We start from the raw sequence: 19969 nt of genomic DNA, 5'->3' as shown, positions 1-19969 counted from the left end.
GGACGGGACGGCTGCCTACAGCAGGCCGTGCTGCTGCAGCTTCTTGCGCAGCGTATTGCGATTGATGCCGAGGTACTCTGCGGCGAGCGACTGGTTGCCGCCGGCCTGTACGAGCACGACTTCGAGCATCGGCTTTTCGACGCAGGACATCACCATTTCATAGACGTCGTGCGGATTGGAGCCGTCTAGATCCCGGAAATACACGTCCAGGCTCTCGCGGACACATTGTTCGATGTTGTGCTTGCTCATGCTGCTAACTGGTTATGGTCGTCCGACTCGCCCTGGCCGTTTTCCTCTTCGTCATCGACGTAGACGAGGTGGTCCGACAGCGCCTTTTGCGCCTCGAAGAATGCATTGACGGCGGCGAGCTGCTCGCGGGTGGAATCGAGCGTGTTCATTCGGTGCCGGAAGCCATTGGCACCGGAAAGGCCGCGAGTGTACCAGCCGATGTGCTTGCGCGCAGTACGGACGCCCGTGAATTCGCCGTAGAACGCGTAGTGGTCTTCCAGGTGTTCGTTCATCACGTGCTGGATCTCGTCGATCCGCGGCGGGGGCAGCAGCTCGCCGCTTTGCAGGAAATGATCGATTTCGCGGAACAGCCACGGCCGGCCTTGCGCGGCGCGACCGATCATCAGCGCATCGGCGCCGGTTGCATCGAGCACGGCCTTCGCTTTTGCCGGCGACGTGATGTCGCCGTTCGCGACGACGGGAATGCGCACGGCCGCCTTCACGGCCGCGATCGTGTCGTACTCGGCGTCGCCGCGGTAGAGGTCGGCGCGCGTGCGGCCATGCACGGTCAGCATCGAGATGCCGGCGGCTTCGGCCAGGCGCGCGACGGTGATCGCGTTCTTGTGGTCGCGATCCCAGCCGGTGCGGATCTTCAGCGTGACGGGCACCGCGTCGGGCCCGGTGCCGACCGCCGCGACGACGGCCTCGACGATCCGCTGCACGAGCGGCTCGTTCTGCAGCAGCGCGGAGCCGGCCGCGACGTTGCAGACCTTCTTCGCCGGGCAGCCCATGTTGATGTCGATGATCTGCGCGCCGTTGTCGACGTTGTAGCGGGCCGCTTCGGCCATCATCGCCGGATCGGCGCCCGCGATCTGCACCGCGATCGGCTCGACTTCGCCTTCGTGGTTTGCCCGCCGCATCGTCTTCGCGCTCTTCCACAGCTGCGCGTTGGACGCGACCATCTCGGACACGGCGTACCCGGCCCCCAGCCGCTTGCACAGCTGGCGGAACGGACGATCCGTCACGCCGGCCATCGGGGCGACGAACAGGTTGTTACGCAAAACGTGAGAGCCGATAACGGGCATCGCAATGGCACCGCCCGCGAGCGCGGGGCGTCGCGGGCCAAAAAGGGCGGAGGGAAAACGCGCATTTTACCGTATTCCCATGCCCCGCCGATTTGACCCGGTTTGAGTAGCCCGGCCGCGCGCAATGCGCGGCGCGTCGCGCGTCAGTTGCGCTGGCCGAACATCATCTGGCGCGCGATGGCCTTCTTGAGCGGCGGCACGAATTCGAGCGCGGTGAGTGCCGCGCCGCGCAGCAGCGGAAGCGGGCCGGCATCGACCGTGAACAGGCGCGCGAGCGTGTCGGTCGCGCCGATCGTGAAGCGGCGGTCGAGCGCACGCCGCGCGTTGAAGGTGGCGAGCGCGGTCGCTTCGAAGCCTTGCGCGGACAGCGCATCGACGAGCGTGTGCGCATCGCGCAACCCGAGGTTGAGCCCCTGGCCCGCGACCGGATGCAGCGTTTGCGCGGCGTTGCCGACGATCGCGACACGTCCGCTGACGAGCGTTTGCGCGGCATTCAACCCGAGCGGGAACGACGCGCGCCCCGCGATCGCGACGAACCGGCCCATGCGCTCGCCGAATGCCGTGCCGAGTTCGCGCAGGAACGCGTCGTCGGGCAGGGCGGCGCGCCGCGCCGCTTCGTCGGGCGTGCAGCACCACACGAGCGAGTATTCGGCCTGGCGCGGGCCACCAAGCGGCAGCAGCGCGAGCGGGCCTTCGTGCGTGAAGCGCTCCCATGCGACGTGCGGGCGCGGTGCCGAGACCGTGACCGTGCCGACGATCGCGGTCTGTCCGTAGTCGCGCTGGTGTTTGCCGGTATCGGCCTGCTGTTCGTGGAACAGCCCGCCTTCGGCGTTGACGACGAGGCGCGCGCGCAGCGTGCGCTCGCCTTGCGGGCCGTCGAGCGTCAGCGTGACGCCGTCGGCGTCCTGCTGCGGTGTGCGCGCGGTGGTCGACGTGAGCCAGTCGATGCGCGTGCCGTGCACCGCGCTCGCGAGCGCCTGCACGATCGAGCCGTAGCGCACGACGTAACCGAGCGCGGCGAGGTCGTGCTCGTCGCGGTCGATCAGCGTGCGGCCGAAATGGCCGCGCTGCGAAACGTGGATGTGTTCGATCGGCGTCGCGTCGCCGGGCCATGCGAGCGTGTCGAGCAGCACGCGGCTGCCGTGCGACACGGCGATCGCGCGCGGATCGTTCGCGCTCGCGGCCGGTTCGCGTGCGTCGATCAGCGCGATCGACGCGTGCTGCGTCGCGCTGCGTCGCGCGAGCCAGCCGGCGAGTGCGAGCCCGACGGGGCCCGCGCCGACGATGGCGAGGTCGTAGTCCGGCGTGGCCGGGGAGGAAGCGGTCGTCATCAATGTTCGTGAAACGGGGTAACGGTCAACGGCAGCCGACGGCGGCCCGCTGCCGGTCGACGAAGGCGCGGCGGCCGGCTCATGCGCCGTGCGTCGCGCCCGCGCGCATCAGTGCCTCGATCTCGGCCGCCGCAACGGGGACGTCGCGCGTCATCAGCTCGCAGCCGTGCTCGCGCACGATCGCATCGTCCTCGATGCGGATGCCGATGTTCCAGTATTCGGACGGCACGTCGTCGGCGGCGCGCACATACAGGCCCGGCTCGACGGTGAGCGTCATGCCGGGCTTCAGCGTGCGCCACGGCAGCATGCCGTTCGCGTCGCGCGCGGCGAGCCGCTCGCGGTAGTCGCCGCAATCGTGCACGTCCATGCCGAGCCAGTGGCCGGTGCGATGCATGTAGAAGCGCGCGTACGCGCGCTCCGCGATCACGTCGTCGACGTTCGCAAAGCGCGTTTTCGGAATGATGCCGGTATCGAGCAGCCCCTGGGCCAGCACGCGCACGGCCGCGTCGTGCGGCGCCTCGAACGGCACGCCCGCGCGCGTCGCGTCGATCGCGGCCTGCTGCGCGGCGAGCACGATGTCGTACAGCGCGCGCTGCGCGGGCGAGAAGCGCCCGTTGGCCGGGAACGTGCGCGTGATGTCCGACGCGTAGCCGTCGAGTTCGCACGCGGCGTCGATCAGGATCAGGTCGCCGTCCTGCGCGGCCGCGTTGCCGGCCGGGTAGTGCAGCACGCACGCGTTCGCGCCGGCCGCGACGATCGAGCCGTACGCGGGCGCCTGCGCGCCATGCTTGCGGAACGTATACAGCAGCTCGGCCTCGAGTTCGTATTCGCGGACCCCCGGGCGGCACGCCTGCATCGCGCGGCGATGCGCGAGCGCGGAGATGTGCGCGGCACGCATCATGGTCGCGAGCTCGTGCTCGTCCTTCACGAGCCGCATGTCGTCGAGCAGCGGCGTGAGGTCGAGCAGCGCGTCAGGCGCCGCGACGCCCGTACGGGCTTGCGCGCGTACCGCGTCGACCCAGCCGGCGAGCTGGCGCTCGAAGTCGGCCGACGCGCCGAACCGGTAGTGCACGGTGCCCGCGTCGGCGAGCAGGCGCGGTATCTCGGTGTTGATCACGTCGACCGCGTAGGCCGCGTCGAACCCGAACGCGTCGCGCGCGGCTTCGGGGCCGTAATGGAACCCTTCCCAGATCTCGCGATCGGCATTCTTCGCACGGCAGAACAGGATCGATTCCGGCGCGCCATGCGACGCGGCCGCGTTCAGCACGAGCACGGCATCGGGCTCGGCGAATCCTGTCAGGTAATGGAAGTAGCTGTCGAACCGGTACGGGAACGCCGTATCGCGGTTGCGCAGCATTTCCGGCGCGGTGGGGACGATGGCGACGCCGCCGCCCGCGGCACGCAGTGCGGCAAGCACGCGTTCGCGGCGCTGGCGGTAGACGTCGACGGCGAGGGCGGTATCGAGGGGCGCATTCATCGTGCGATTGTAGCGCCGCCGGACGCGACGCGTGAGAGCGGCGGCTGCGAGCCGCGCCGGAAGGGGCCGGGCGGCGGCTGTTGCAAACCATCCACAGGCCGGACGGGCGATTTTCTACCCGGCCACGCCGGCCGGTTATGATCGGCGACAACGTATACTCTCGGCAGTTCCCTTAAAAAGGCAGATGATGAAATTAATCGGTTCGCTCAGCAGCCCGTACGTCCGAAAGGCGCGGATCGTGCTCGCCGAAAAGAAGATCGACTACAAGCTGGAGCTCGAGAACGTGTGGGCGCCGGAAACGGATATTCATGCATCGAACCCGCTCGGCAAGGTCCCGTGTCTCGTGATGGAGGATGGTGCCGCGGTGTTCGATTCCCGCGTGATTTGCGAATACGTCGATACGCTGTCGCCGGTCGGCAAGCTGATTCCGCCGTCGGGGCGCGAGCGCGTCGAAGTGCGTTGCTGGGAAGCGCTGGGCGATGGCGTGCTCGACGCCTCGGTCGCGATCCGTCTCGAATACACGCTGCGCGACGAAGCGCAGCGCAGCGCGAGCTGGATCGCGCGTCAGCAGCGCAAGATCGACGACGGTCTCGTCGCGATGTCGCAGGGCCTCGGCGGCAAGACGTGGTGCGTCGGTAATCATTACACGCTCGCCGACATCGCACTTGGCTGCGCGCTCGGCTATCTCGACTTCCGGATGCCCGAGCTCAACTGGCGCGACCACCACCCGAACCTCGACAAGCATTTCGCGAAGCTGTCGCAGCGCCAGACGTTCGCCGACACGCTGCCGCAAGGCTGAGCACCGCCGGCTGCGTATTGGGCAGACAAAAACAAAAGCGCCCCGCGGGGCGCTTTTGTTTTGGCGGTTTTGGCGGACCGCCCGGGCGACGGGCGGTCCTGCGCATCCGACGTTACTCGATCGATGCGTAGACGGTCTCGCCGAGCACGAACGAATCGCTGCGCGAGATCGGCCACCACTTGTCGTACAGCGTATAGCCGCAGGTCTGGCCGTCGAGCAGCGCGCCCGGCTTCAGGTACTTCAGCAACTGCGACATCAGCCGAACTTCGTGCGGCGCGACGCGCTGCACGATGTGATGCGCGCGCAGCTCGGACGGGTGGCCGAGGCCGGCCGCCTGCACGAGTTCCTGCAGCGCGTGCAGCGTGTTGCGGTGGAAGTTGTACACGCGCTCGGCCTTGTCCGGCACGACGAGCGCGCGCTGGCGCACCGGGTCCTGCGTGGCGACGCCGGTCGGGCAGCGGTCGGTGTGGCAGTGCTGCGCCTGGATGCAGCCGACCGCGAACATGAAGCCGCGCGCCGAGTTCACCCAGTCCGCGCCGATCGCGAGCGTGCGCGCGATGTCGAACGCGGTGATGATCTTGCCGCTCGCGCCGATCTTCACGCGGTCGCGCACGCCGATCCCGACGAGCGTGTTGTGCACCAGCAGCAGCCCTTCCTGCAGCGGCACGCCGACGTGGTCGGTGAATTCGAGCGGCGCCGCGCCGGTGCCGCCTTCCGCGCCATCGACGACGATGAAGTCCGGCACGATGCCGGTTTCGACCATCGCCTTCGCGATCCCGAAGAATTCCCACGGATGGCCGATGCACAGCTTGAAGCCGGTCGGCTTGCCGCCCGACAGCGTGCGCAGCCGCTCGACGAATTCGAGCAGCCCGCGCGGCGTCGAGAATTCCGAGTGCGTGGCGGGCGAGATGCAGTCCTTGCCCATCGGCACGCCGCGCGTCTCGGCGATCTCGGGCGTGATCTTCGCGGCCGGCAGCACGCCGCCGTGACCCGGCTTCGCGCCCTGCGACAGCTTGATCTCGATCATCTTGACCTGCGGCTCGGCGGCCTGCTTCGCGAACTTGTCCGGGTTGAACGTGCCGTCGTCGTTGCGGCAGCCGAAGTAGCCCGACGCGATTTCCCAGATGATGTCGCCGCCGTTTTCGCGGTGGTACTTCGACAGCGAGCCTTCGCCGGTGTCGTGCGCGAAACCGCCTTTCTTCGCGCCCAGGTTCAGCGAGCGGATCGCGTTCGCGGACAGCGAGCCGAAGCTCATCGCCGAGATGTTGAAGATCGAGATGTCGTACGGCTGCGCGCGATTCGCACCGACGCGGATGCGGAAATCGTGGTTCGGCAGCTTCGTCGGCGCGAGCGAATGGCTGATCCATTCGTGCGCGACGGCCTTCACGTTCAGCTCGGTGCCGTACGGACGGTTGTCGGCGACGTTCTTCGCGCGCTGGTAGACGAGGCTGCGCTGCGCGCGCGAGAACGGTTTTTCGTCGGTGTCGTCCTCGACGAAGTACTGGCGGATTTCAGGCCGGATGAATTCGAACAGGAAGCGGAAGTGGCCCCAGAGCGGGTAATTGCGCAGGATCGCGTGACGGTCCTGGTTCAGGTCGTACACGCCGAGCGCGACGAGGGCGACGGGGATGATGATCCACAGCCAGGAAAGCATGTGGGCCGACGCGAGGGCGGCCGCCGCGACGAGCAGCAGGATGGCACACCACATCGCGAGGTAGCGTCGAGAAAGCATGGGGGGGACTCCGTAAGAATCTTGAAATGCCGCCATGCGTACGCTGCGAAGGCGGCGCGCCGGCCGCGACGAAATCGTGTTCCGCCGGGCGCGGCGTGCCGCAAGTCTAAACCGAATGGATGTCAGCGTGCGTCGGCGAACGCCGGCGCGTGGCCTTCGGGGGCGACCCGACCGGGCTGGCCGGTGGCCGCGGACTCGATGATGCCGCCGCCGAGGCAGATTTCACCGTCGTACAGCACGGCCGACTGGCCGGGCGTGACCGCCCATTGCGCATCGTCGAACGCGAGCGAGAAGCGTGCTTCGCCTGCCGGGCCGGGTGCCGCGACGCCGAATGCGCACGCCGCATCGGCTTGCCGGTAGCGCGTCTTCGCGCCGCACGAGAAGCCTTCGGCCGGCGGCTCGCCCGCGACCCAGCTCACGTTGCCGGCGACGAGCTGCCGCGACAGCAGCCACGGATGGTCGTGGCCCTGCACGACGTACAGCGTGTTCGACGCGATGTCCTTCGCGGCGACGAACCACGGTTCGCCGCTGCCGTCCTTGCTGCCGCCGAGGCCGATGCCCTTGCGCTGGCCGAACGTATAGAACGCGAGGCCGATGTGCTCGCCGATGACCTTGCCGTCCGGCGTCTTCATCGGGCCGGGTTTCGTCGGAAGATAGCGGTTCAGGAAGTCGCGGAACGGCCGTTCGCCGATGAAGCAGATGCCGGTCGAATCCTTCTTCTTCGCATTCGGCAGCCCGATCTGCGCGGCGATCTCGCGCACCTTCGTCTTCGGGATCTCGCCGAGCGGGAACATCGTCTTCGACAGTTGCGCCTGGTTCAGCCGATGCAGGAAGTACGACTGGTCTTTCGTATGATCGAACGCCTTCAGCAGTTCGAAGCGACCGTCGCGTTCGCGCACGCGCGCATAGTGGCCCGTCGCGATCATTTCCGCGTCGAGCGACATCGCGTGATCGAGGAACGCCTTGAACTTGATCTCGGCGTTGCACAGCACGTCCGGATTCGGCGTGCGGCCGGCCGAGTATTCGTGCAGGAATTCGGCGAACACGCGGTCCTTGTATTCGGCCGCGAAATTCACGGCTTCCACGTCGATGCCGATCAGGTCGGCCACCGACACGACGTCGATCCAGTCCTGGCGCGTCGAGCAGTATTCGCCGTCGTCGTCGTCTTCCCAGTTCTTCATGAACAGGCCGACCACGTCGTACCCCTGTTCCTTCAACAGCCACGCGGTCACCGACGAATCGACGCCGCCCGACATGCCCACTACTACACGGCGCTTGCTCATTTGTTTACCGCCTGACGGTCGAATGCGTCCGGACGCGGCGCGACCGAATGCGTGTGCACGAAATCGAGCGGAATACGCCGCCCGGCGAGATAGTCGTCGACGCAGCGCATCACCGCGGGCGAGCGGTGCCGCTCGCTGCAGGCGCGCAGTTCGTCGGCGCTCATCCACAGCGTACGGACGATGCCGTCGTCGAGCGTGTGGCCCGGCAACGGCTCGCCGACCGTGCCGCAGAACGTGAAGCGCAGATAGGTCGCGCCGGCGGTGCCGGGGCGCTCGTAGTGCGCGAGATAGACGCCGACGAGCGCGTCGGGAACGAACGGATGCGCGGTTTCCTCGAGCGTCTCGCGGATCACGGCGTCGGCGAGCGTCTCGCCGGCTTCGAGATGGCCGGCCGGCTGATTGATGCGCAGGCCCGTCGAGGTTTCTTCCTCGATCACGAGAAAGCGGCCGGCGCGCTCGATCAGCGCTGCAACGGTCACGTGCGGGGTCCAGATTTCGGGTTTCATGGTTCGGCATTTTACCGGTTGCGCCCGGACGCTGCCGGCCATGTGCTCAGACGAATCCGACCCCGATCGTTCGTCCGGCGCAGGCGGCTCGCCTGCATTGCCGGGCCGCGAATGGGCGGCCCGGCCTGCCGGTGGCAGCGGCGAGCCGGGGGCAGGGGCCCCGCAATCGCCAGCCGAATCGTGCCCCGTTTTTCATGGTGCGACGATCCGGGCGACGCACGCGGCGATCGTATCCCGCACGCGCACGATCGCCGGGTCGCGCTGCGTGCTCGTGCGCCAGCCGATCTCGACCGGGTAGCGCGGCAGCTCGACCGGGCACGCGAGCGCGCGCAGCGACGTCGATCGGGCGATCGCGCGGGCGGCGTGCGCCGGAATCGTCGCCACCGCATCGGAGCCGGCGAGCAGATACGGCAGCGCGGCGAAATGCGTGGTCGACGCCGCGACGCGCCGCTTGTGGCCGAGCGCGGCCAGCGCCTCGTCGACGATTCCGATCACGCCGCCCGACGATACGAGCAGGTGGTCGCGCTGCAGGAAATCGTCGAGCGCCAGCGTGCGCGGCGCGCGAGCGCGGCTGGCCGGATCGATCAGGCACGCGTAGCCGCCGGTGGCGACCGCACGCCGGCTGAGCCCGTTCGCCGAAAACCCGCCCGATGCGATCGCGAGATCGACGCCGTGCCGCAGCAGCGCGTCGCCAGCGATGCCGCTGTGCGTCTGCCGGAAGATCAGCCGGATCCCCGCGGCTTCCTGCGCGACCGCGTCGATCAGCGCACGGCCGAGCGCGATCTCGAAGTCGTCCGACAGACCGATCGAGATCGTGCGGCCGATGCGCTCGCCGCCGTCGGCCGCGATCGCCAGGCTTTCGCGGCAGCGGTCGAGCGCATCGGACAGGATGGGCTTCAGTTCGTCGGCGCGCGGCGTTGGTGCGAGGCCGCGACCGGTGCGCACGAACAGCGGATCGGCATAGATCACGCGCAGCCGCGCGAGCGCCGCGCTGACGGCGGACTGCGTGAGGCCGAGCCGCAGCGCCGCGCGGCTCGCGCCGCCTTCCTCGTACAGCGCCTCGAACACTTTCAGCAGGTTCAGGTCGAGACCGGCGATATCATCTGCGTTCATGTCAGTTATCGTTGTATCGATTTGATCGATGACATCATATCGATAAAGATGGCGTCACCCCATTCATCCGGAGACGCCCTCATGTCCACCTCAGTCATCGCCGCGCTGCAGATCGGCGCATCGCCCGCCGGCACGCGCGCCACGCTCGACACGATCCTCGGCTACGAAAGCGCGATCCGCGACAGCGGCGCATCGCTCGTCGTGCTGCCCGAGGCCGTGCTCGGCGGCTATCCGAAAGGCGAGATCTTCGGCACGCGGCTCGGCTACCGGTTGCCCGAGGGGCGCGATGCGTATGCGCGCTACGCCGCGCAGGCGATCGACGTGCCGGGGCCGGAAACCGACGAGCTGGCCGCGCTGTCGCAGCGCACGGGCGCGAGCCTCGTGGTCGGCGTGATCGAGCGCGGCGGCAGCACGCTGTACTGCACGGCGCTCTTTTTCGATCCGCGTGACGGGCTCGTCGCGAAGCACCGCAAGCTGATGCCGACCGGCACCGAGCGGCTGATCTGGGGGCAGGGCGACGGCTCGACGCTGCCGGTGGTCGACACCGCGGCCGGCCGCGCGGGCGCCGCGATCTGCTGGGAGAACCACATGCCGCTCCTGCGCTGCGCGATGTACGCGAAAGGCGTGCAGATCTGGTGCGCGCCGACCGTCGACGAGCGCGATCTGTGGCAAAGCTCGATGCGGCACATCGCGCACGAAGGGCGCTGCTTCGTCGTGAGCGCATGCCAGGTGCAGCCGTCGCCGCGCGCGCTCGGCATCGACGTGCCGGGCTGGGATCCCGAACGGCCGCTGATCCGCGGCGGCAGCGTGATCGTCGGGCCGCTCGGCGACCTGCTGACGGAGCCGCTGATCGGCGAGCCCGGGCTCGTGACCGCGCGCATCGATACCGACGAACTGGTGCGCGCGCGTTACGACTTCGACGTGGTGGGGCACTATGCGCGCGCCGACGTGTTTTCGCTGCACGTCGACGAGCGGCCGAAGCGTCCGGTGGTGTTCGGGGAATGACGGGCGTTGCCGGGGCGTGCATGCCCCGGCGAACGAACGGCGGCAGCGGCCGCCGCGCGTGTCAGCGCATCGGCGCTTCCGCGATCCGCATGTAGTCGGCGATGCGCCGTCCTTCCATGTCGGGAAACTGCTCGTGCACGGTGATGTCGCCCATCCGCGCGATGTCGAAGGTGCGGAAGTCGTCGCGCAGCTCGCACCACGCGCCGATCGTCCAGCGTCCGCCCCAGTAGACGAGCCCGAGCGGCCACACGCGGCGTTGCGTATGGGCGCCGAGCCGGTCGCGGTAGCCGAAGCTGACGACGTGGCGCGTGTCGACCGCCTGGTGGATCGCGTCGACCTTCCCGCAAAACGTCTCGTCGATGTGGAACGACGGGGCGAACACCGGCAGGCGATCGAGCGCCGTGCGCTTGTCGGCCGGCATCGCGGACGCGATCTTCGCGAGCGCCGAGCGGGCGCCGCCGGCAAAGCGCGCGCCGCCCCAGGTTTCGAGCATGCGCGCGCCCACAGCGAGCGCCGCGAGCTCCTCGGCCGTGAACGTGAGCGGCGGCAGGCTCGCGTTGCGGTTCAGCCGGTAGCCGATGCCGGCTTCGCCTTCGATCGGCACCCCCGACAGTTGCAGGTCGCGCACGTCGCGATAGACCGTGCGCGGCGACACCGACAGCCAGTCGGCGAGCTGCTGCGCGGTCGTCAGACGCCGTCCGCGCAACAGCTCGGCGATCTGGAACAGACGGTCGGCACGGCGCGTCATGACTGCACCTCGACTCCAACGGCTACGGGGACTTCGCGATGATAGCGCCGCGCCGGCCCGGTCGCCGGTGCGCTCAGTGGCATTTCGGCGCGTGCAGGCCGACGCGGTTGCCTTCGGTATCGATCAGATAGCCGATGTAACCGTAGTTGTTCGGCAGCTCGACGACGGTGCCCTGCACGACGCCGCCCGCGCGCTTCACGCGTTCGAGCGCCGCGACGACCGACTCGCCGGCGTTCAGGTACACGAGCACGCCGTTCGCGCTCGGCTTCATCTGCTGCGGATCGAACACGATGCTGCCGCCCGTGCTCGACGCTTCGTGATCGAACATGGCCATCGGCACGCCGCCGATGACTTCGCGCTGCAGCGTGGTTTGCAGCACGGTTTCGTAAAAACGGATCGCGCGATCGAAATCCAGGGACGGAATGTCGAACCACGCGATCGCGCGTTCCAGGGTTGCGGTTGCAGTTGCGGACGTCACGACGAGCTCCTTGTTGTTCGGGTTCTGAATGGAAACCAGCCTTGCATTGCGCCGGGATTGCAGTGTGATCGCGTGCTGCTGACAGCGTGCTGTCAGTAGTCATCGCGGTGCCGACACGCGGCGGTTTCGGCGGGCAGCTTCGGCGGGGGGCGGCCGGGCGGGCCGTGCTGGCGGGGGATCGAAAAGGGGGCGGGTGCGGCACCGCGAGCATCGGCGCCGCGCAAAGCAAAACGCCCGGCGGGTGCCGGGCGTCGTCGGGATGTCAGCAGGCGGCCGCAGCGGCCGTCTTGCGTGTCTCGTGCGTCACGCGTCGCCTTCCGGCGCGGCCGGACGTGCCTTCACGCTGCCGGCGATCAGGTCGAAGCGGAACAGCCGGCATTCGAGCGCGCCGTTGAACAGCGGCGTCTTCGCCGATTCGCGCAGCCGCAACTGGCCCGGCAGCGAACGGTCCGACGTCAGCAGGAACGCCTGCCAGCCGGTGAAGCGCTGCTTGAGCGCATCGCCGAGCGCGTTGAAGAACTCGCTGTCCGGCGCGTCGGTGTGCGTGCGGCGGAATGCGTCGTCGTTGCCGCGGTTGCGGCCCGTTTCACGCACCTCGCCGCGCGCGCTGCGGCCGCGCACTTCGATCCGCTCGCCGTACGGCGGATTCGCGAGGATGATGCCCGGGCCGTCGCACGGCGGCGTCATCCCGCGCGCGTCGACCTGCTTCAGCCATACCGACGGCACGCCCGCGCGTTCGAGGTTCGCGCGGGCCTTCTCGAGCATGTCGCCGGAGATGTCGCTGCCGTACACGCCGAGCGCATCGCGCTTGCCGCGCGCCGCGCGCTTCGCGTCGAGCGCCGGGACTTTCAGGCCCTGCCAGGCGGTGATGTCGTACTGCTTGAGCTTTTCGAAGCCGAAGCGGCGCTCGACGCCCGGCGCCACGCCGAGCGCGATCTGCGCGGCTTCCGCGAGGAACGTGCCGCTGCCGCACATCGGATCGTACAGCGCCGTGCCGGGCGTCCAGCCCGTCAGGCGCAGGATGCCGGCCGCGAGGTTCTCGCGCAGCGGCGCCGCGCCCTTGTCGAGACGCCAGCCGCGCTTGAACAGCGGCTCGCCCGATGTATCGAGGTACAGCGTGCATTCGGTGGCCGTCAGGAACGCGAACACGCGCACGTCCGGCGCACCGGTGTCGATGCTCGGCCGCGAGCCGGTCTTCTCGCGCATCCGGTCGCAGATCGCATCCTTCACGCGCAGCGTCGCGAATTCGAGGCTTTTCAGCGGCGACTTGATCGCGGTGATGTCGACGCGCAGCGTCTGCGTCGACGCGAACCAGCGTTCCCACGGCTGCTCGAGCGCGAGCGCGTAGACGTCCTGTTCGTTGCGGTACGGGCGGTGCGCGATCTTCAGCAGGATCCGGCTCGCGATCCGCGAATGGAGGTTCGCGGCCATGCCGGCGGCCCAGCCGCCGCCGAAATGAACGCCGCCCGGCACCTGCGCGCCCGCGGTGAACGGCGCGCCGTTCAGATGACGGCCGGCGATCTCGGCCAGCTCGGCGGCAAGCGCCGCTTCGAGGCCGCGCGGGCAGGGAGCGAAGAATTCGTACAGGGTGGGCGAGGACATAAGGCGGGTGAGGACGTGCAAAAGTCCACTATTGTACGCGGCGCGGGCGGCCGGAGCCGGCGTGGCGTCCGATTCGGGACGCGGGCGCCGACATGCGGGCCGCCTGCGCGCGCCGGGTGGCCCGCGCGGCGATGCCCGGCGGGGCGCCGCGCGGGCGTCGGGCGGTCAGTGCGAGCCGGGCTGGCCGGCCTGCGCTGCCGGGCCGCCGGCCGGCCAGAACAGCGCGGACGGCTTCGACAGCACCGTGCGGACGATCGCGGCGACCAGCGCGCGCACCTTGGTGCGGCGCAGGCTGCGCGAGCGCACGGCCATCGTGAACGCGAGCGCGAAGCTCACGAGCACGTTGAGGATCGCCATGCTCAGCACGCCGGCGCACGCCCACCACAGCTCGGGCGTGCTCAATGCGTTCTTGCCGAGCACGCCGAGCGCGACGCCGATCGAGCCGGCCGACAGCGTCACGTGCCGCACTTCGAACGGGAACAGGAACACCGTGACGATCGCCGGGATCAGGCCGAGCATCAGGCCGAGGCCGACGTTCGCGACCACGCCCGCGACGTTCGAGCGGCAGAAGTGCGCGAACTTCGCGGCGCCGGCCGCGCCGAGCGTGAGCCGCAGCCGGCGGTTGTACGCGAGCGCGTCGCCGACCCGGTGCAGCACGAACCAGTTGTCGGCCCAGCCCGCGAGCAGGCTCGACGCCCACAGCAGCACGCCCGTGAGCGCCGCATAGAACGGCGTCGGGCCGACCAGCGAGAACGAGTGCAGCGTCGCGTGCGCCTTCTCCGGCGAGATCAGGTTCGCGTGCAGCACGTTGCCCGCGAACAGCTGCACGAGCAGGCACACGGGCAGCACGACGAGCACGTTGCCGGAGATCGCCGCGGCCTGCGTGCGGATCAGTGCGATCACCGACGCGACGAATGCCTTCACGCCTTCTTCATGGCCGGTGTTGTCGAGCTCGCGCGCGAGCGTCGGCGCGGTCATCGCGGGCTGCTTGGTCGCGAGCGTGAAGTGCAGGAAGTGCATCAGCATGAAGCTCGCCGCATAGTTGATGCCGGCGAGCAGCCCTTCGAGCATCGACTGCAGGTGCGCGCCCGTGATCGCGAACTTCACGCAGACCGTCGCGACGGTGACGAGGCCGCCGCCCGCGGCCATGCGCAGCATCTTCAGATACTCGGCGCGGCCGCGCGAGATGTAGTGCTCGCCGGTGTCCGCGTTGGTCTCGACGAGCTTGCGCGCGAACAGCGAGAAGTTGCTGCGCACGAGGTGCGACACGCTCTGGCTGTTCTGGTTCGCATCGACGAGCTCGGCGGTCAGGCGCGCCATGCCGCGCAGATCGTCGCGGGCCATCCACGCGTTGAGCAGCATCTCGGCGCGCAGGATCCGCATGCGCATGCGCTCGACCTGGAACACGATGTCGACCGACACGCCGTTGCGGTACAGGTGCGCGAACACGTCGTCGACCGCGATCCGGCATTCGTCGAGCAGCACGCGCAGGTAGTTCACCTCGTGCAGCAGCTTGTTCGGATCGCCGCCGTCCTCGACGGCCGCGTGCGCGGTCTCGACCGCGAGCATTGCACGCGTGAGGCGGTAGAACGGCTGTGTTTCGAGCGGCTTGCGCGCGTCGCCGTCGGACAGGCGGCTGCGCACCGTCTGCGACAGGCCGGTCGAGCTGATCTGGCAGGTCAGGTTGTGCAGCGCGGCCAGCAGGTCGCGCGAGAACGACCCGGGCTCGTGGCGTTCTTCTTCGGTGACGTCGAACGAGATCAGCGCCGCGAGGCGTGCGAGCAGGTCGTCGGGCAGCGCGTCGATCCATTGCGCGTCTTCCGGCGTCGGGAACATCAGCGTGAACAGCGCCGTCAGCTCGCGGCGGTTCGGCGCGGGCGGGATCAGCGACGAGTCGATCCGCTCGAACAGCGCGCCGAAGAAACCGGAGTGCACCGGCATGCCGGCGTCGCACAGCAGCGAGATGCCGTCGCACTCGCGCAGGACGCCGCGCACGATGCGCGCGGCGTGCGACTTCCACGCGGGATTGCGGTCGAGCACATGGAGCAGATAGCGCAGCCGCGCGTGCGCCGGATACGCGCGCGTGTCGATGTCGCGTTCGGCAGGCGCATCCTGCGCGGCCTGCATCGCACCGTTGCGGCGCAACCAGTGCGCGAGCTCGATCAGCCATTCGCTGCGCTCGGCGTACGACGCATCCGCGTCGGCGTGCGCGAGCAGGGCGTCGAGCTGGTGGCCCGCATTGCGCGACGCGCGCCACTTCTTGATCAGGGTCGTCAGGGAACGAAACATAAACGGAATAGCGAAAGCCCTGGACGGGCGGGTTCGGGATGCCGGCCGGGAATGCGGCGCGGCGCCGGGGAGAACGGATGAGGCTGGTCGGGCTGCCGGGCGGTGCGCGGCAATCCGCGATGCGGCTGCCCCGATACGGTGCATGCGGACACGCGTGCATCGCATCGGGAGACGCGACGATCGGACCGGACGCGGCCCGATTGCCGCTGGCTGACGCGCACGACCGACGGGCGGTGCGAGCCTGAAAGTGCGTAGGATCGTCAATCGGGCGCGAAAACGCAAGCCGACCGCGTTGCGTGGTGCCGGTTCCGGCGGATTTTGACAAACAATGCAAAGCGGCCATTCGGCCGATGCGTGCGCGTCGACGCCGGCCGTGTCGACGAGAACAGGGCGCTCGCGTGTGCGGCTGGCCGCGGATGCCGCGCGATGCCGATGCGTGTTATCGGATGCGCCGCCAGGCCCGGGCGGCCACACGGACGAACGCATCGCACGTTCGTCCGTGTCGTGCGCCTACGCGCCGGACTTACCCGTCGCGCCCGCGTCGCTGCCGGCCGTCGGGTTGGCCGGGCACGGCACGCCGGGCGCCGTGGCCGTCTTGCTGCCGGATGCGGTTGGCGTACCGCGCCGTGCCGCCATCGCGCGCACGCCGGCCGCGGCCTGCGATGCAATCACGTCGAGCGCGCGCCGGTGGCCGGCGACGAGCGCGTCGTAACCGTCGGCGACGGGTTCCGCGACGCTCGTGCGGCACGTCATCACCGCCTGCGTGGCGAGCGAACGCACGCTCCACACCGCATCGATCGCCGCCCGCTTGCCGGGCCACGATTCGAAGCGCTGCACGTTCACGCTGATGCGATAGACGGGCACGCCGGGCGGATACGCGGCGTTCGCGACGTCGATCGTGCCGAGCTGCGCGGCGAGATCGTCCGACAGCGCGCGGCGGATCTCGTCGGCGGGCGGCGCGGCCCAGCGCTCCTGTTCGAGCACGTCGACCTGCGCGGTGTTCTTCTGCACGACCAGCTGGTTCTTCGCGACCTGTTCGGGCACGCCGACGGACGGCACCTCGATCAGGAACGCCGGATTGGCGGGCGCGGTGCGTACGGCCGCCGCGGCGTCGGCCGGGCTCAGCGTATAGAACCGCGCGGGCGGCGAGCTGCATGCGGCGAGCGCGAGCGCGGCGCAGAGTGCCGCCGCGCCGCTCGCGAGCGCGTTCATGCGGGTCGTCGTCATTGTTGATCTCCTGGCTTGCCCTTGATCAGCGATTCGGGATGGCGCTCCAGATAGTCGGCGAGCGCGTTCAGCGATTGCAGCGTGCGCGTGAGTTCCTTCAGCGCGCCGCGCACGTCGGACTGCAGCGGCGAATCCTGCTGCAGCGTCGCTTCGGCGGTCGAGAAGGTCTGCTTCGCGGCCGACAGCGTGTCGCGCGCTTCCGGCGCGACCTGCGTGTCGAGCTGCTTGAACAGCTTGTCGGCGTTCGACAGCGCGCTGTTCAGGTTCGCGCCGATCTGGTCGAACGGCACCTTGTCGAGCTTCTTCGCGATGTCGGCGACCTGCAGCTGCAGCTCGTCGAGCGTGTTCGGCACGGTCGGCAGCTCGAGCGGCTGGCGCGTCGCGTCGATCTTGGCGGCCGGCGCCTTCGGGAAGAAGTCGAGCGCGACGTACAACTGGCTCGTCAGCAGGTTGCCGGTGCGCAGCTGGCCGCGCAGCCCGTGCTGGACGAGCCGCTCGACGATCTCGCGGCGGGCCGGCTCGCCCTTGCTCTCGATCGTTTCGCGGAAACGTCGGCCAAGCCGCTCCGGATACACGTTCATCGTCACCGGCATCAGGAAGTTCTTCGTCTTCGGATCGAATTCGATGCCGATGTTCGTGACTTCGCCGAGCACGATGCCGCGGAAGTCGACCGGCGCACCGACGCCGAGCCCGCGCAGCGACTGATTGAAGTTCATCACGACCTGCAGCGGCTGGCCGTCCGGGTCGCGCATCGCGTCGGTCTCGTCGGAGCCGAGGCGGAACGTCGTGTTGTTCGGCGCGATGGCGCCGCTGTCCTGGTTCGGCGGCGTCTGGAACGCGATGCCGCCGAGGATCACCGTCGCGAGCGACTGCGTGTTCAGCTTCAGCCCGCTCGAATCGAGCCGCAAGTCGACGCCGCTCGCCTGCCACCAGCGCGAGTTCACGCCGACGTACTGGTCGTACGGCGCATTGACGAACACGTTGAACGTGACGCCCGTGCCGTCCTTGTCGAGCGAGAAGCCGACCACCTGGCCGACCTGCACGCGGCGGTAGTAGATCGGCGAGCCGATGTCGACCGAGCCGAGCGAATCGCCGCGCAGCACGTACTGCGTGCCCTTCTGGTCGCCCGTCACGGCCGGCGGTGTCTCGAGGCCGGTGAAGTCGGTCTGCGAATCCTGCCCGTGGCCGGCGTCGACGCCGATGTACGCGCCCGACAGCAGCGTGCCGAGCCCCGACACGCCGGTCGCGCCGACGCGCGGACGCACGATCCAGAAGCGCGAGCCCTTGACCGCGAAGTCCTCGGCTTCCTTCTTCAGCTGCACCTGGACGAGCACGCGCGACAGGTCTTTCGACAGCTTGATCGTCTTGACCATGCCGATCTCGACGTCCTTGTACTTGACCTGGGTCTTGCCCGGTTCGAGTCCTTCGGCGCTGTGGAAACTGATCGAGATTTCCGGGCCGCGCTCGCGCACGGACTTGATCACGAGGCCGATGCCGATCAGCGCGGCGATCAGCGGCACGAGCCAGACGAGCGACGGCAGCCAGCCGCTTTTCGTCGAGATCGTCGGATCGGGCGGCCGGGACGCGTCGTTCTGCGGGCCTTGCGGACTATTCATGGTGTTTCCCTGAGGTTTCGACTGGATCCCAGATCAGGCGGGGATCGAACTGCATCGACGCGAGCATCGTCAGGATCACGACCGAGCCGAACGCGAGCGCGCCGGGGCCGGCCGTGATGACGGCGAGCGAACGGAAATGGACGAGCGCGACGGTGAGCGTCACGACGAAGATGTCGAGCATCGACCAGCGGCCGATGCGCTCGACGATCCGGTACAGCCGCGTGCGCTGCAGCGGCCGCCACGCGGTACGCCGCTGCGCGCTGATCACGAGGATCGTCAGCACGCCGAGCTTGAGCATCGGCACGAGGATACTGGCGACGAACACGACGACCGCGAGCGGCCAGTCGCCCGAGGACCAGAACAGCACGACGCCGCTCATGATCGTGTCCTCCTGCGAACCGACGATCGACGACGTGCGCATGATCGGCAGCAGGTTTGCCGGAATGTACAGGATCACGGCCGCGAGCAGCAGCGCCCACGTGCGCATCAGGCTGTTCGGCGTGCGGAAATGGAGTGCGGCGCCGCAGCGCGTGCAGTGCGCGTGCGGTGCGTCGACCGTCTGCACGAGCCCGCAGACATGGCAGCTGGCGTAGCCCTCGCGGGCGGCGGTGGGCGTCGTCATCGGCGGGCGGCTTCCGGCAGCGGCGCGGCATCGTCGGGCGCGGCGGGCGAGCGGCCGGCGCGCAGGTCGTCGGCGATGTCCCACAGCGTGCGCGGATCGAACATCAGCACGACGGCGATCATCAGCGTGAGCGCGCCGAACGCGAACAGCGCGGCTTCCGGCACGACGCGCGCGAGGCTCACCATCTTCACGATGGTCACGAGGATGCCGAGCATGAACACCTCGATCATCCCCCACGGGCGCACGAGCTGGATCGCGCGCAGCACGGCATTGAAGCCGGGCGGCACGACGCCGCGGCGCATCGGCAGCAGCAGGTACAGCAGCGCGGCCATCTCGACGAGCGGAAACAGCACGGTCGAGCAGAACACCATCACGCCGACGATCGCCATGTCCTGGCGCCACAGCGAATCGATCGCGCCGATCAGCGTCGTCTGCACGCGATTGCCGTTCACGTCCATTTCGAGGATCGGAAACGTCTGCGCGATGACGAACGTGATCAGTGCGGCGAGTGCAAGTGCGCAGATGCGCTCGAGTTGCGCGGCGCTGTTGCGGTAAAGCAGCGCGTCGCAGCGCGGACAGCGCGCGATTTCACGGCCGGTGAGACGCGGTTTATGCAACAGTGCGTCGCATTCGTGACAGGCAATCAGGTCGTATCGTTGCATGGGAGAAGCGGTTGTGCGACGGGCGGGGGGACGCGTCGACGGGGCCGGAACCCGCGCCAATCTTACCAAAACGCTTTTTTCGGCGTGTCAACGTTCGGTTACCGGGTGACTGGTCGGTAACATGGCGTAAACATGGCGGCCCGCTGACCTGCCTGTTCTCAGAGTC

18 protein-coding genes are annotated in these 19969 nt (G+C 68.8%); 2 read left to right on the top strand and 16 right to left on the bottom strand.

The window, feature by feature from the left end:
* Positions 1–15: 15 nt before the first annotated feature.
* From BME24068_RS20770 to BME24068_RS20755, 4 genes are all read right to left on the bottom strand, one after another.
* A complete protein-coding gene (locus BME24068_RS20770) occupies positions 16–249 on the bottom strand; it encodes a Fis family transcriptional regulator (protein ID WP_006476892.1) in 234 nt (77 codons plus the stop codon).
* The gene (dusB, locus tag BME24068_RS20765; RefSeq protein ID WP_096506381.1) at positions 246–1313 is read right to left on the bottom strand and encodes a tRNA dihydrouridine synthase DusB; all 1068 of its coding nucleotides are present in this window, start codon (positions 1311–1313) and stop codon (positions 246–248) included. Before dusB ends, BME24068_RS20770 begins: the two co-directional genes overlap by 4 nt.
* Before the next feature lie 143 nt (positions 1314–1456).
* Entirely contained in the window at positions 1457–2644 is a 1188-nt protein-coding gene (locus BME24068_RS20760; protein WP_174927214.1) for a UbiH/UbiF/VisC/COQ6 family ubiquinone biosynthesis hydroxylase, read from the bottom strand.
* A 79-nt stretch (positions 2645–2723) separates the two neighbouring features.
* Positions 2724–4121, bottom strand: coding sequence for an aminopeptidase P N-terminal domain-containing protein (locus tag BME24068_RS20755; RefSeq protein WP_174927213.1), 1398 nt, complete (start codon positions 4119–4121; stop codon positions 2724–2726).
* A gap of 184 nt (positions 4122–4305) precedes the next feature.
* Here BME24068_RS20755 and BME24068_RS20750 point away from each other — a divergent pair, with 184 nt between their 5' ends.
* Positions 4306–4920, top strand: a complete 615-nt coding sequence (locus tag BME24068_RS20750; protein WP_096506384.1) for a glutathione S-transferase family protein — start codon at positions 4306–4308, stop codon at positions 4918–4920.
* A 112-nt stretch (positions 4921–5032) separates the two neighbouring features.
* On the opposite strand, the gene BME24068_RS20745 is transcribed toward BME24068_RS20750, so the two are convergent.
* From BME24068_RS20745 to BME24068_RS20730, 4 genes are all read right to left on the bottom strand, one after another.
* On the bottom strand, positions 5033–6652 hold the full coding sequence (locus BME24068_RS20745; RefSeq protein WP_174927212.1) for an FMN-binding glutamate synthase family protein: 1620 nt from the start codon (positions 6650–6652) through the stop codon (positions 5033–5035).
* Positions 6653–6774: 122 nt separating this feature from the next.
* Positions 6775–7935, bottom strand: coding sequence for a tRNA 2-thiouridine(34) synthase MnmA (mnmA, locus tag BME24068_RS20740; RefSeq protein WP_174927211.1), 1161 nt, complete (start codon positions 7933–7935; stop codon positions 6775–6777).
* Entirely contained in the window at positions 7932–8441 is a 510-nt protein-coding gene (locus BME24068_RS20735) for an NUDIX hydrolase (RefSeq protein ID WP_096506387.1), read from the bottom strand. The genes mnmA and BME24068_RS20735 overlap by 4 nt, the downstream gene beginning before the upstream one ends.
* A gap of 192 nt (positions 8442–8633) precedes the next feature.
* Positions 8634–9554, bottom strand: a complete 921-nt coding sequence (locus BME24068_RS20730; protein WP_174927210.1) for a LysR family transcriptional regulator — start codon at positions 9552–9554, stop codon at positions 8634–8636.
* Positions 9555–9635: 81 nt separating this feature from the next.
* Here BME24068_RS20730 and BME24068_RS20725 point away from each other — a divergent pair, with 81 nt between their 5' ends.
* The gene (locus BME24068_RS20725) at positions 9636–10559 is read left to right on the top strand and encodes a carbon-nitrogen hydrolase family protein (RefSeq protein ID WP_124827111.1); all 924 of its coding nucleotides are present in this window, start codon (positions 9636–9638) and stop codon (positions 10557–10559) included.
* Positions 10560–10620: 61 nt separating this feature from the next.
* Here BME24068_RS20725 and BME24068_RS20720 read toward each other — a convergent pair whose 3' ends face one another.
* The 8 genes from BME24068_RS20720 to BME24068_RS20685 all read right to left on the bottom strand — a co-directional run bounded on the left by BME24068_RS20720 (position 10621) and on the right by BME24068_RS20685 (position 19803).
* Positions 10621–11307 (bottom strand): helix-turn-helix transcriptional regulator, encoded by a 687-nt coding sequence (locus BME24068_RS20720; RefSeq protein WP_096506390.1) that lies wholly within the window; start codon positions 11305–11307, stop codon positions 10621–10623.
* A gap of 73 nt (positions 11308–11380) precedes the next feature.
* Positions 11381–11785 carry a VOC family protein gene (locus BME24068_RS20715; protein WP_096506391.1) on the bottom strand — a complete coding sequence of 135 codons (405 nt, stop codon included), beginning with the start codon at positions 11783–11785 and terminating at the stop codon, positions 11381–11383.
* 303 nt (positions 11786–12088) lie between these two features.
* The gene (locus BME24068_RS20710; protein ID WP_096506392.1) at positions 12089–13387 is read right to left on the bottom strand and encodes a THUMP domain-containing class I SAM-dependent RNA methyltransferase; all 1299 of its coding nucleotides are present in this window, start codon (positions 13385–13387) and stop codon (positions 12089–12091) included.
* 165 nt (positions 13388–13552) lie between these two features.
* Positions 13553–15676: a site-specific recombinase gene (locus tag BME24068_RS20705; RefSeq protein WP_174927209.1), complete on the bottom strand. Its 2124-nt coding sequence runs from the start codon at positions 15674–15676 to the stop codon at positions 13553–13555.
* A 510-nt stretch (positions 15677–16186) separates the two neighbouring features.
* Positions 16187–16903, bottom strand: a complete 717-nt coding sequence (locus tag BME24068_RS20700) for a PqiC family protein (RefSeq protein ID WP_174927208.1) — start codon at positions 16901–16903, stop codon at positions 16187–16189.
* Positions 16900–18519: a PqiB family protein gene (locus tag BME24068_RS20695; RefSeq protein ID WP_096505103.1), complete on the bottom strand. Its 1620-nt coding sequence runs from the start codon at positions 18517–18519 to the stop codon at positions 16900–16902. Before BME24068_RS20695 ends, BME24068_RS20700 begins: the two co-directional genes overlap by 4 nt.
* Complete coding sequence (locus BME24068_RS20690; RefSeq protein ID WP_096505101.1) at positions 18512–19141, bottom strand: paraquat-inducible protein A; 630 nt, start codon at positions 19139–19141, stop codon at positions 18512–18514. Before BME24068_RS20690 ends, BME24068_RS20695 begins: the two co-directional genes overlap by 8 nt.
* Positions 19138–19803 (bottom strand): paraquat-inducible protein A, encoded by a 666-nt coding sequence (locus BME24068_RS20685; RefSeq protein ID WP_096505099.1) that lies wholly within the window; start codon positions 19801–19803, stop codon positions 19138–19140. The genes BME24068_RS20690 and BME24068_RS20685 overlap by 4 nt, the downstream gene beginning before the upstream one ends.
* Between the last annotated feature and the right edge of the window lie 166 nt (positions 19804–19969).

This window comes from Burkholderia anthina, from assembly GCF_902498995.1.
GTDB lineage: Bacteria > Pseudomonadota > Gammaproteobacteria > Burkholderiales > Burkholderiaceae > Burkholderia > Burkholderia anthina.
Note: the sequence above shows the minus strand (reverse complement) of the source record. Positions and strands in the feature narration are given on the sequence as shown.